This window comes from Kothea flammea (assembly GCF_052161645.1).
Taxonomy (GTDB): Bacteria; Planctomycetota; Planctomycetia; order Pirellulales; family Pirellulaceae; genus Laterigemmans.
Genome location: NZ_CP197414.1, coordinates 1,640,526 through 1,652,707, shown reverse-complemented (window position 1 = coordinate 1,652,707; position 12,182 = coordinate 1,640,526). Strand labels below are relative to the sequence as shown.

10 protein-coding genes are annotated in these 12,182 nt (G+C 55.6%); 8 read left to right on the top strand and 2 right to left on the bottom strand.

Features of this window, described 5'->3' with window-relative positions; all coding sequences use genetic code 11:
- The first annotated feature begins 8 nt into the window (after nt 1–8).
- From SH139x_RS05975 to SH139x_RS05940, 8 genes are all read left to right on the top strand, one after another.
- A complete protein-coding gene (locus SH139x_RS05975; protein WP_488354366.1) occupies nt 9–749 on the top strand; it encodes a helix-turn-helix transcriptional regulator in 741 nt (246 codons plus the stop codon).
- Between the two features lie 204 nt (nt 750–953).
- Nucleotides 954–1,769, top strand: coding sequence for a Fe-S cluster assembly ATPase SufC (sufC, locus tag SH139x_RS05970; protein ID WP_488354365.1), 816 nt, complete (start codon nt 954–956; stop codon nt 1,767–1,769).
- A 73-nt stretch (nt 1,770–1,842) separates the two neighbouring features.
- Nucleotides 1,843–3,249 (top strand): Fe-S cluster assembly protein SufB, encoded by a 1,407-nt coding sequence (gene sufB / locus SH139x_RS05965; RefSeq protein WP_488354364.1) that lies wholly within the window; start codon nt 1,843–1,845, stop codon nt 3,247–3,249.
- Nucleotides 3,250–3,399: 150 nt separating this feature from the next.
- Nucleotides 3,400–4,707 (top strand): Fe-S cluster assembly protein SufD, encoded by a 1,308-nt coding sequence (gene sufD / locus SH139x_RS05960; protein WP_488354363.1) that lies wholly within the window; start codon nt 3,400–3,402, stop codon nt 4,705–4,707.
- A gap of 88 nt (nt 4,708–4,795) precedes the next feature.
- Nucleotides 4,796–5,116 (top strand): metal-sulfur cluster assembly factor, encoded by a 321-nt coding sequence (locus SH139x_RS05955; RefSeq protein ID WP_488354362.1) that lies wholly within the window; start codon nt 4,796–4,798, stop codon nt 5,114–5,116.
- A 96-nt stretch (nt 5,117–5,212) separates the two neighbouring features.
- A complete protein-coding gene (locus tag SH139x_RS05950; RefSeq protein ID WP_488354361.1) occupies nt 5,213–6,124 on the top strand; it encodes an ATP-grasp domain-containing protein in 912 nt (303 codons plus the stop codon).
- A gap of 3 nt (nt 6,125–6,127) precedes the next feature.
- Nucleotides 6,128–7,162 (top strand): hydantoinase/oxoprolinase family protein, encoded by a 1,035-nt coding sequence (locus SH139x_RS05945; protein WP_488354360.1) that lies wholly within the window; start codon nt 6,128–6,130, stop codon nt 7,160–7,162.
- On the top strand, nt 7,159–7,740 hold the full coding sequence (locus SH139x_RS05940; protein ID WP_488354359.1) for a hypothetical protein: 582 nt from the start codon (nt 7,159–7,161) through the stop codon (nt 7,738–7,740). The genes SH139x_RS05945 and SH139x_RS05940 overlap by 4 nt, the downstream gene beginning before the upstream one ends.
- 160 nt (nt 7,741–7,900) lie before the next feature.
- Here SH139x_RS05940 and SH139x_RS05935 read toward each other — a convergent pair whose 3' ends face one another.
- Both SH139x_RS05935 and SH139x_RS05930 read right to left on the bottom strand, forming a co-directional pair.
- Nucleotides 7,901–11,218, bottom strand: a complete 3,318-nt coding sequence (locus SH139x_RS05935; protein WP_488354358.1) for a UTP--glucose-1-phosphate uridylyltransferase — start codon at nt 11,216–11,218, stop codon at nt 7,901–7,903.
- Nucleotides 11,215–12,072, bottom strand: a complete 858-nt coding sequence (locus tag SH139x_RS05930) for a sugar phosphate nucleotidyltransferase (RefSeq protein WP_488354357.1) — start codon at nt 12,070–12,072, stop codon at nt 11,215–11,217. Before SH139x_RS05930 ends, SH139x_RS05935 begins: the two co-directional genes overlap by 4 nt.
- Nucleotides 12,073–12,182: the final 110 nt, after the last annotated feature.

Here is a 12,182-nt window from a genome sequence, read left to right as displayed (position 1 = left end):
GGGATTCAATGTCCACAAACGTCCAGGCCTCCGAAGCGAACATGGTTGACGTCCGCAGCGTCGACCGCGAATTGCTCGACGCGCTTCGTGGCGGCGAAGCTTTGGGTGTAAATGCGTTGACCGAACAATTGGGCGTAACCGCGACTGCGGTTCGACAACGGGTGGAGCGGCTGTTGGAAAAAGGGCTCGTGCAGCGTGAGAAGGTTGTCGCTGGAAGAGGCCGCCCGACTTTCAATTATCGTTTGACGCTGTTGGGACATCGCAGAGCGGGTGCTGAGCATGCGGAGCTGGCTGATGCGATGTGGCAGGAGATTATGTCGCTCGAATCGACGGAGTTGCGAGATCGACTGCTGACCAAAATAGCGGTGCGGCTGGGCCGCACTTATGGCCAGCAAGCTGCCCAACACCGTTCCGATGCAGGGCTGAGCGATCAAGACGCTACCTCCGAATCCCTCGAGTCACGGATGCAATCGCTGACCCAAGTACTGGCCGGCCATCGCTTTGCCGCCGATGTGGTCTCCGGGGGCGAATTACCGATTATCGGTTTCAAAGTTTGCCCGCACCCGGAGCTGACGTCTGAGACAGAATTGCGAGCAATGTGTCAATTGGAAGAACAGATGCTCAGCGAAGCGCTCGGTAGCGAAGTGCATCTGCAAAGCTGTCGGATGGACGGAGACAGCTGTTGTCAATTCGCACCGGTGCCGGGAAAAGCAAAAAAAGACACGAATTCACTAAAAAATCAAGCTTGAGAGCAGGGTGCTATTTGAGCAATTTTCCTCCTTGAGACGATGAGTTTTTTACCACAAATCGCGTTACTGTTTGACTGACTATTTCATCCTGAGAACTAAATTCAAAAATCGTTAGCCGCCCTGGTGCCAGCCGCGGTGCTCTCCGATCTGCGATACGGTTCTTAACAATCACGAACTGCTTCGAAATTGAAGTTGAGGAACCTGATGAGTCACGTGCTGAAGATTGAAAACCTACACGTTTCCGTTGGCGACAAACCGATTCTGCGGGGTGTCAATTTGATAATGAAGCACGGCGAGACCCATGCTTTAATGGGCCCAAACGGCAGTGGTAAGAGCACGTTAGGCTTGGCCATCATGGGACACCCGGGCTACACCATTACGGCCGGGTCCATTGATTTAGATGATCAGGATGTCTTGGAGATGGAACCCAACGAGCGTGCTCGGGCGGGTATTTTCATGGCTTTTCAGCGCCCCATGGCGATCCCCGGCGTGAAGATGGCTGATTTCCTCAGACACGCCACCACCAACGTGCGTCGTCCGGAGCGGAAGGAAGGCGAAGAGCTGATTCCGATGCGCGAGTTTCGCGGCGAACTCAAGGAGAAGATGGCTCATCTCCGGATGGACCCCGAATTCGCTCGCCGTTATGTCAACGACGGTTTCTCCGGTGGCGAAATGAAACGAGCTGAAATCTTACAATTGGCGATGCTGGCCCCCAAGTTTGCCATCCTCGACGAAACCGATAGTGGCCTCGATGCCGACGCCGTGCGCTTGGCCAGCGAATCGATTGCCGATATCGGTCGCGAAAAAATGGGGCTCTTGATCATTACGCACCACGACAAGTTACTCGAGCACAATCCGCCCGAGTACACCCACGTCATGTTGGGTGGCCGGATTGTGGAAACTGGCGGAAAAGAACTCGCGGAAGAACTGCATCGCAGCGGTTACGACCGGATCCGTAAAGCGTATCCCGATGCCGATGCCGCCAACCAAGCAATGCTTGCCGAAGAGGCGGCGGTGTAAACTTGCCAGCATTTTTTTGGAACCACTTTACCGGCCGCATCCATACAGGCCTTTTTCATACAGGAACCGTGTCATGGCTACTGACATTACCGAAAAAGAACATATCGGTGAGATTAATAAGTACAATTTCCGCACCGAAACTCATGATGTCTTTAAGGCTCAAAAGGGAATCAATAAGGAAATTGTCGGCCAGATTTCAGAGATCAAACGCGAACCCGCTTGGATGCGTGAATTCCGTCTCGAGTCACTGGAGATTTTTGAGTCGCGGCCGATGCCCAAATGGGGTGGTGCGATCGATATCGATTTTCAAGATATCTACTATTACCTGAAGCCGACCGATCACCAGGGTAAGACCTGGGATGATGTCCCGGCGGAAATTAAAGAGACCTTCGATAAACTGGGGATCCCCGAAGCGGAGAAGAAGTATCTCGCCGGGGTGAAGGCTCAATTTGAAAGCGAAGTTGTCTACGGATCTTTGAAGGAAGAACTGGTCAAACAGGGTGTCATTTTCACCGACACCGACACGGCGGTCCGCGAGCACAGCGATTTGGTACGGGAGTATTTTGGCAAAGTCATTCCTCCCAACGACAACAAATTCGCCGCTTTGAACAGCGCGGTGTGGTCGGGTGGTTCGTTCATTTATGTTCCTCCGGGTGTGCACATCGAGTTTCCCTTGCAAGCCTACTTCCGCATCAATGCGGAGAGCATGGGACAATTCGAGCGAACTTTGATCATCGTTGATGAAGGGGCCAGTGTGCATTATGTCGAGGGCTGCACCGCTCCGATGTATACGACGGAAAGTCTCCACAGCGCGGTTGTGGAAGTCCTCGTCAAGAAAGATGCTCGCTGTCGATACACCACGATCCAAAACTGGGCAAACAACATCTACAATCTGGTCACCAAGCGTGCTTACGCCTATCAAGACGCCACCATGGAATGGGTCGATGGCAATTTGGGCAGCAAGTTGACGATGAAGTATCCGGCAGTTCACATGATGGAACCCGGCGCCTGTGGTGAAATTTTGTCGATCGCTTTCTCCAGTGCTGGTCAACACCAAGACGCCGGTGCAAAGCTGGTCCACGCCGCGCCGAATACGACGGGGCAGATTATCAGCAAGAGCATCAGTAAGAACGGTGGCCGCAGCAGTTATCGCGGTCTGGTGCGAGTCGAACCGGGAGCCACCGGCAGCAAGAACAATGTGGTCTGCGATGCATTGATCCTCGACCCCGAGAGCCGCAGTGACACCTATCCCTACATCGAGATCGCCGAACAAGATGTGCAAATTGGCCACGAAGCGAGCGTGTCCCGAATCGGTGAAGAGCAACTGTTCTACTTGCTCAGCCGCGGACTTTCCGAATCGGAAGCCAGCACCATGATCGTGAACGGTTTCATCGAGCCGTTAGTAAAAGAATTGCCAATGGAGTATGCGGTTGAAATGAATCGCCTGATCCAGCTGCAAATGGAAGGCAGCGTCGGTTAAACGGCGTCGGTCAACCTGTGTCCCGTTGGAAAGCCCGAACTACATGAGTTCGGGCACCAGTCGGGACCGTTGCGATCCGTTCGCGGCGATTTGCTACTTATTGTTGATATCTCACTTAATTAATTCACTCTTGAACTTTATTTTACACCCATGACCGTCTCGGCAGCGACTTATCGTTTTGATGCGACCGGTTTCGAGGCTTTTTTGGCCTCGCGGCAAGAGCCTGATTGGTTAACGGCGCTCCGCCGCGATGCTTTCGACCATTTCGAGAAGATGTCTTGGCCTGACCGCCGTCACGAAGAGTGGATTCGAAGCGATTTGCGCCTGTTCCAGTTGGCTAAGTTTGCGGTCCCGGTGACTCCTTCCGAAACACCCTCGCACCCCGGCTTTCTCCAACACGGCGTGGAACTCGGCGGAAACGTGCTGACGGTTGATAGTCATGTCCGCGAGCAACAACTCAGTGCGGAATGGGCCTCCCGGGGCGTGGTCTGCATGAGTTTGGAGCGTGCCGCATTGGAACATCCCGCTTTGGTGCGATCGACTTTGTTTACCGCCGTCGACCCTGACTACGACCGGTTTGCCGCCTTGCACGCCGCCTTTTGGTCAGGCGGCCAATTTGTTTACATTCCGCGGGGCGTTGTCGTCAATCAACCACTGCATTTAGCAACGCTGCTCGGTGAAGGGCAGACCGACTTGGCCCACACGTTGATCGTGCTCGAAGAAGGGGCGGAGGCCACGATCCTGCACGAGGCAAACAGCACTTCGCGGGACGCCGCCGGCCTGTCACTCGGCGCTGTCGAGATCCTACAACGCCCCACGTCGCACCTACGTTATGTGAACTTACAGGAACAAGGTTACAAAACGTTTCAATTCGCCCACCAACGCGCCGTGGTCGACCGTGACGCGAGTTTGCAATGGACCTTAGGGGCGATTGGAAATGGTTTTGCGAAAGTCAACCAGTCGGTAGCCCTGGTGGGTCCCGGTGCAGACAGTCAAGTCAACGGAGTGTTGTTTACCGAAGGCCGACAACACATTGCTTACCATACCTTGCAGCACCACGTTGCTCCGCATTGCCACAGCGATTTTCTTTACAAGTCGGCGCAACAAGACCAAAGTCGCACGGTTTGGCGCGGTATGATCAAGGTTGATAAGCGAGCCCAACGAACCGACGGTTATCAACGTAACGATAACTTGGTGCTATCCGAGCGAGCGCGAGCCGATTCGATTCCCGGCCTGGAGATCGAAGCGGATGACGTGCGTTGCACGCACGGCAGCACGACTGCCCAAGTCGACGAAGAACAGGTATTCTACGCACAATGCCGTGGTTTCACTCGCAACGAAGCGGTGCGGATGATCGTGAGCGGATTCTTCCAGCAGATTTTCGATCGCATCAGCATTGAGAGTGTCCGCGATGCGCTCGGCGAAACCATTGCTCGTCAAGTTCGCGAGTACGTCTAACCGACTCAGTTTTCTTAAACCACAACCGCACCGGGGCAATATTTTTTGCCCGCCGCCGAAAATTTTTCCCCAAAAAGCAGCATTCATCATGCCACTCACTGAAGATCATGTTCGCGAAGAACTGAAAAAAGTGATCGACCCCGAATTGTTCGTTAACATCGTCGACTTGGGCCTGATCTACGTTGTCGATCTATCAGAAGCCAAAGAAGATGGTCGTCACGACGTCAAAATTGAAATGACAATGACCAGCCCGATGTGTCCAGCTGGTCCGCAGCTGGTTGCCAATTCGAAGCAGGTCGTCAACGATATTGAGGAAGTCGATCAAGTGGAAGTTAAAGTTGTCATGGAGCCGCCTTGGACTCAAGACCGCATGACTGAGGATGCTCGTGATCAGTTAGGTATTTTTTAAGTGGACGTGTTCCTAGGTGAGTACCTCTGTGGGGGCGGCTGTCTAGACCGTTCCGTCGACGAAATTCCCGCTTCGTTTTTGCGGGAGGGGAGGGCCATGCTCACCGCCCTGAGTGAAGATTTTGCCGAAGTCGCCGACTCGGTGCACGTTCCGCTTGATAGTCGACTGGAGATCACGCTTCCCAAAGGTGTGATCATCCACCCGATTTCCGCAGACGCTCCGCTCTGGCCGCAATGGATCAAGGCGGCGACCGGTGCCGCGGAATCGATGATTATTGCTCCAGAATCAGACGGCACGCTGGCCCAGGGCGTAGCCATGCTGCAAGCCTCGGGGCTGCGAATGTTAAACGGTTTTGGAGATTTCCTCCGCTGCGTCAGTGACAAGTGGGAGACAGCTCGCAATTTCGCCGTCAACGGGGTTCCCCACCCACCAACCTGGACTTATGACACGATTCCACTCGATGATCTGCCCTCGGCAAGTCGTTGGGTCGTCAAGCCCCGAGATGGCTGCGGCACGGAAAACGTCAGAGTATTTACCGATATCCAACAAGCGATCGATGCCGCTTTCCAAACCTCGTTGCTAATCCAACCATGGATCGAGGGCAGGGCGGTGTCGGTGGCTGTGATCGTGGAAGGCAATGAGATCACCGCCTTACCGGCCGTCGCCCAAGATATTACCGCCGAGCAGATGTCATATCAGGGTGGCAGCGGCCCGCTCTGCGAAGACGATCAGCACCGGGCAACCACGCTGGCAAAAACCGCCATCCTCTCGCTACCCAGGACCGCTCGCGGTTATATTGGTTTGGACTTATTACTCGCCGATGCTCCGTCGCAGGATTGTGTGATTGAAGTGAACCCACGTTTAACAACTTCTTACGTTGGCCTGCGTCGCATTGTGCGAGGGAATTTGGCCAAACGCTTACTGGGACTCGATCGTACGCCGGTCCAGTGCGCTGTCGGATGTGGGCATGTCAGTTGGGATGCCAGCGGTAACGTTTGGTTGCAATAGCCCATGACAGATAAACAGGAAAGGATTCTGGGAATCGATATTGGCGGAGCGAACCTAAAGGCGGCTGATCAGCAAGGCCATTGCCAGTGCCAATATTTCCCCTTGTGGAAACATCCACAGGACCTAGCGGCGGGCTTGCAGAAACTGGCTGAACAATTCAACAACGTCGACCGCTTTGCCATTACCATGACGGGCGAGTTGGCCGATTGTTTTCGCAATCGCGCAATCGGTGTGCGTCACATCGTCGACCAATGCCAACAAGCTTTTGGTGAACGCTGTGAGTACTACACCGTTGATGGGCAATTTGTCTCGGCAGCAGTCGCCAGTGCGGACGATGCAGCCATTGCGGCGTCGAATTGGCACGCCATGGCGTCATTGGCAGCAACTTGGTCTAACGGCGACGGTCTGTTAATCGACATCGGCTCCACAACGACCGATTTAATTCCTTTCGCTGGCGGTCGAGTCGCCACGACCAGCCGCAGCGATCAGCAACGGCTGATGCGCGGAGAACTAATCTACGCCGGCGTGGGCCGCACTCCGATCTGCGCTGTTGTTGACGAACTACCATACCGGGGGCAATTGACTCCCGTGATGAACGAAGTGTTCGCGGTCACCGACGACTGCGCCATCCTCACCGGCATCACGCCCGCCGATGCAGAGGATTGTGAAAGCTGCGACGGACGCCCTCGCACACGAGCAGAAGCGGCCAATCGAATGGCCCGCATGATCGGCCTCGATCATCGCGAGGTTAGCATAGAAGATGCCACGGAAATGGCAATCTATGTGTGGGAGCGACTGCAGGCCCAGTGGATTGTAGCAGCTGGCGTGTTATCGAGCCCGGCAGCCACCTGGTTCCTGGTAGGCCATGGACAACAATTATTGCCCATTCCCGCCGACCGTAGCTGCTGCGATTTGAGCCAAGCACTGGGTCCGGAGATCAGCCGCGCTGGCCCAGCCTACGCGGTGGCGTGCTTGTCCGCGTTGCAACGCGATCCCCAAGCTCTCCGCTCCCCGCTGCAGTCGCCACCCCAGTCATGATTCCCAAACGCGTCATCAAACTTGGTGGCAGTTGCCTCGATAATCCGCAGCTTGCCATTGCGGTTCACCAATGGTTGCAAACGCTCACACCAGGGCAAAACCTGTGGATCGTCGGTGGCGGTCAAGCAATTGATGCTATGCGTCAACTGGCCGCCTTGCATCGACTGGACGAAGCCAACATGCACTGGCGTTGCGTCAACCTGCTGCGGGCCAGCTTTGAAATCGTGGCTGAGTTGCTGCCAACTTGGAAAGTGATCGCCGAGCGACAGGCATGGCAACAACTGTTGGCGGCATCTCCACAAACAGAAAATTACTTGCTAGCGGTCGATAGTTTCTATTCTCGCCAGTCAAGCCAAGATAGCCAACTGCCTGAAGGTTGGGCGACCACCACCGATGCGATCGCCGCTTACCTGGCACGTCTTTCCAATGCCGACGAGTTGATCTTACTAAAGTCATGCGAAGTGACTGAACGCGATCCACAGCTGTTGGCACAGCAAGGCATCGTCGACTTGGCGTTCCCCGCCGCAATGCCCGCAGCAACCAAACTGCAACTGGTGACCTTACCGCGGGGTACCTGAGTCAACATAAACCATGGCTTGCCCGAACCATCATCACCCGCAACGCGCCAGCGTGCGGTTCCCCATCAGCCGCAACGCGCCAGCGTGCGGTTCCCCATCAGCCGCAACGCGCAAGAGAGCGGTTCCCCATCAGCCGCAACGCTGTCAGGTTCAACCGCTATTAGGTCCAATCGCAGAGCCCATCGACATACTCAGCCGAACCATCGCGCAGCCAACCATCCAATTGTGCCTGCTGCTTCAACTGCTGACCACGCACGACGTCAGTTACTAGATAGCTGCTGGCGACATCCGGCAAGGCAGACATATCACCCCACAGTTTCTCAAACTGAGCGACTGGGAAAATATCTTCTTGCCCATGCCCCCAACGTTTTTTAACTTCCTTCAAAGTAATATACGTGGGGACGCGACGAGCCATGCGACGGACGGCAGCAGCGACCAGCTCTACTTGATGCAATTGACTCCGCTCCAATTGAAAGACCGCCAACAAGGCATCGATATCGATCCAGGTTGACATGGAATTGTAATAACGCAGCCGAAATTCACTTTGCTCGTCGGGCATGGCTAAGCCTTCCACCAAGCGAGCCCGCCCGTTGATGCGAGCCAAACCGCCACCGCGGTCTTCCAAACGTCGACTGATCACCTCGAAACTCAGGGTGCTACCGCTCCGCAAATGCAGCCCTAACAGATCAGGATCAATCGCTGCCCCGAGGGTATCAATGTTGTGCAACAGCAGCGTGGTCAGCTGGGGTTGATCATCGAGCAGTTTCGCAAGCGTTCCATTGCGAAGTAGGTTTGGCAGCTCGTACCAGTGCCCAACGGGATGCATGCACTGCAGGGGAACGTTGTCGGTATAGTCGCTTGCTTCACCGCTGGTGCGCGCCCAATTCAAAAGCGCCGCGCGACCACTCTCACGAACTTTTTGCTGCTGTTCGTCGAGCATCTGCTGGGGCATTTCTTCCCAAGCGAACCGCAGATCGCGGATGGTGGGCACCGTGCGAAGTCCCACGGAGCGTCCTGGTGAAACATAGAGTGCGTCGCCAAAACCAAACTGATCGTGCCGCTCAAGCGACGCGCGAATTGGCTCGTCGGTCATGTAGCCTGTGGTGAAAATGTGCGGAATTCGAGTCTGATAACGCCTCGCCACCCGCCGCGTCTTGGCTAAATGCACCTCCAGAAAACTACGATGCCGCCCGGCAAATCGACAGAACGGGTGGAGCGCTTTGCAAACCCCGGCACCCTCTGTCCAACGACTGCCGACGCCAGCAGCCAACGACACCACGGCCACTTGGCCGGCCGCGATCGCCGCTTCGCCGCTGCGGCGGATCTCTTGATCAGGCTGGCGACGAGCATCAATCAGATCCTCATCCAACACATCCTCGATCAAAGTCGAGCTGGGCAAACGGTTCTGAGCTAACCCAATCCGCCCGGCCCGCAGGTCGGCGCGAATTTGTTCGTGTTGCTGACGATCAAATCCATTTGCGTCGAGCAACTCCGTCAAGGAATGCTCGGCCGCATCGCCCCGGTTGGGGCGAGGCAGCAACGCATCGACAAGGCGGCGAGCAACGCCAGCCGATGCGGCTTCCTGGCAGCGTTGCCCCAACTTCTCTAGATCGCCGCGAATACCCAACGATAAATTCCGAGTCCCTTGCTGCAACCAACCGGGCAATAGCTGGGCATAGTAGCGATCGGGCATCTGAGCTTCTTCGCCTCGCAACAACTCACAAGAGGTGCCCGCATCATTAATGGCGAAATCGTATACCACCGGATCCATCGCGAAGGGTAGGGCGGCTTCCAATTCACGTTTCGTCTCCACCATTGCGGTCGCCAACCACTGGCTGGCGGCCGGTTTGACTTGGGGATCGAAAATAAATCCCATGCCACCACCCGACATCCCACCCAGCATCCAAAAGCCCCAAAACTGGTCGCCATATGCTTGCTGGCATTGTTCGATCATGGCATCAGTAAAGCGATTGGTTGCCCAAGGAATAATTTGCTGCAGCGGTCCCTGGAAATTGCGAGTTGTCAACTGGCCGATTCGCCGCACATCACCTGCTTTTAAAGCGGCAACGACCTCATCCAAGATCTCGATCGCTTCATGCCGTGCCCGCCACTGAGATTCGTTCCGCAGCAGATAATGCTCGGTCACCATTTCTAAAATGGGACCCACATTTTGTGCCATGCCACCATGCACCATCACCAAACTATCTTGCAAGGCCTGCCGCGTCTCCAAGCTGACTTCTTGGTGACTAAAAACTTGGTGCACCGGCATTAATTGCCCGCGGCTGATCCCGAACTCGGGATCGCCCGTGCCGGCTGTGGCTCCCTGAATCAACTTGATTCCCGGCCAAACGCCACCGGAATCTTGCCAACCACCTCCCGAGCCACCCAACCATTCACCGAGAATCGCTCGAGCCGCCACCGTGCGACGATCTTGCTCGGCAAGTGGTCCCCGCAGCGTGCCAACTTGGCCGGTCGCCCGCATGCAAACGCTGATTAATGATCCCAATAAATTAGTGGAAACGGCCAGCCGCGAGCCTTTGGGAATATCATTGATTTTGCTGACCAGTTCAAAACCGCGGCCCGGCCCCATCAACCTCTTGAGCAGACTCGACAAGGGCTGGCCACAACCTTCAAGCCCTGGAGGAACGATGCCCGAAGCAATCACGGCCGCTTTCAACAAGCCTAAATGATCGCGACCAAAATCAAAAACATCACTAATTTCGGTCAACTCCGTACTGGCCGCCAAGTCAACACTTACCAAGCGGATCAGTGGTTGATCAATCACGCGAAAGTAAGTCTCGATCGGCGGCTGGGGCTCTGTATCGCGTCCCCTCACGGCAAGGTCCACTGAAACATTTAGAACCCGAGCCGCCTCCGGGTAGTCCATACCGAGAAAAAAGATATCGCTCCAGGCGCTGTGGGAAAAATCCATCCGCACAGCCGTCGTCTCACGCAACAGCGGCGGACTGGCAGTTGCCGGATCTAAATCTAATAACTCGGGGACAATGCGCAGTGGATAATCGAAGGGATGCCCGATCCGAAACATCCACTGATTGCCGCGAAAGGAGCGGACGCTGCGACGAACTTGATCCGCCAAGGTCTGAAAACCTAAGCGATGATAGGCTTCCGCCAGGGCGCTGGCCGACGCATCGGTAACGCCACTCTGTTGCTGGGCGACGAGGAACGCATCGATGGCTTCGGAAAAACGCCTTTGCAACAGGTGCTGATAACCGGCAAAGGGGATCAAACCGGCTGGCTGGGACGTCAATTTGGCGGGCACATGATAACGATAAATTGCCGCCAAAAAGAATAGCCCCCGCACCTGCTGATACAAATTGTCAGCGCGGCGACGAAAGTTATCCAGCTCCGCGGCGGCAGCCAGCAACTCCCTTAAATCCAAACCTTCACAGACGCTGGCTAGCGATTGATTTCGGACCGCGTCGTCTTGGCTGAGGATGATTTCAACAAATCGATTCATGCGTGGCCTCCACCCATCTGACGCGTGGCCATCAATTCTAACAGCTCGGTCAGAATTGGATCCCGGTCAGCGCCAGCCAAACCAAAGGCGAGTTGAGCGATCAAGAGTCCATATTTGACACCAATGTTGTAACGGGTGCCGTCGATCGACAACGCCAAATAACGTTCGCGATGAATCAAGTTGGAGACCGCATCGGAAAGCGTGGCGGGGCTGCTGTCGGGGCGAGCCTGCAATTCCGCCAAAATCTCCAACACGGCAGGGGTGAGCACGTGCATGCCAAAAAAGCCCAAGTAGTACCCAGCTCGCAAGCCTGCGGTCAGCAGCTCTTGCTCGGCCTGTGTCGGCGTCGGCTTTTCAATCGCTCGGGTGACCTCATAAAGCCGATCGCGGCGGGGCAGGTGGGTGCCGCTGACAACGCCGAACAGGGGTAGACGATTCTCTCGAGTGGCTTGCACCGCAGAAACAGCGCAATCGAATTCCGTCGCCACTTCAATCAACTGTTGCGCGCAACGACGCTGGTCGCCACTGAGGTAAAGGTGGTCACCGACCAAATGCAAAAATGGTTCGCCGGCGGTAAACTCTTGGGCTCGCAACAAGGCATCGCCATACCCGAGCGGCGCGGGTTGCTCAATAAATCGCAGCAGACCGAGGTGGGCGCCCGCCGCTTTGGCGTAAGCGGCCGCATCTCCCGGCTGGATGATGACCGCAATCTCCTCCACACCAGCCGCTTCCACCTCTTCAACGATCATCTGCAGGGCGGTTTTCTCACAGCCATCTCGATCTACGAGACGTTGCAGCGGCAGCGTATTTTGATTTGGGGCCGCAGAGGTAACGACCGCTTTTTTTACTAGCATCGACTTATTGCACAAGAATCAGAAGGGCCGGGTTAAGCAAGGAACCCATAGCATAGTTTGCCGCGGTGGCCAGTGATATCACGGGCCAGCGAGGCAAACCTAAGCCCCAC

Bases quoted from the DNA above. Each gene is read 5' to 3' on its own strand.
- SH139x_RS05930 (WP_488354357.1), bottom strand. From the start codon at position 12,072: ATGCTAGTAAAAAAAGCGGTCGTTACCTCTGCGGCCCCAAATCAAAAT.
- SH139x_RS05945 (WP_488354360.1), top strand. From the start codon at position 6,128: ATGACAGATAAACAGGAAAGGATTCTGGGAATCGATATTGGCGGAGCG.
- SH139x_RS05955 (WP_488354362.1), top strand. From the start codon at position 4,796: ATGCCACTCACTGAAGATCATGTTCGCGAAGAACTGAAAAAAGTGATC.
- sufD (WP_488354363.1), top strand. From the start codon at position 3,400: ATGACCGTCTCGGCAGCGACTTATCGTTTTGATGCGACCGGTTTCGAG.
- SH139x_RS05940 (WP_488354359.1), top strand. From the start codon at position 7,159: ATGATTCCCAAACGCGTCATCAAACTTGGTGGCAGTTGCCTCGATAAT.
- SH139x_RS05935 (WP_488354358.1), bottom strand. From the start codon at position 11,218: ATGAATCGATTTGTTGAAATCATCCTCAGCCAAGACGACGCGGTCCGA.
- SH139x_RS05975 (WP_488354366.1), top strand. From the start codon at position 9: ATGTCCACAAACGTCCAGGCCTCCGAAGCGAACATGGTTGACGTCCGC.
- sufC (WP_488354365.1), top strand. From the start codon at position 954: ATGAGTCACGTGCTGAAGATTGAAAACCTACACGTTTCCGTTGGCGAC.
- sufB (WP_488354364.1), top strand. From the start codon at position 1,843: ATGGCTACTGACATTACCGAAAAAGAACATATCGGTGAGATTAATAAG.
- SH139x_RS05950 (WP_488354361.1), top strand. From the start codon at position 5,213: ATGCTCACCGCCCTGAGTGAAGATTTTGCCGAAGTCGCCGACTCGGTG.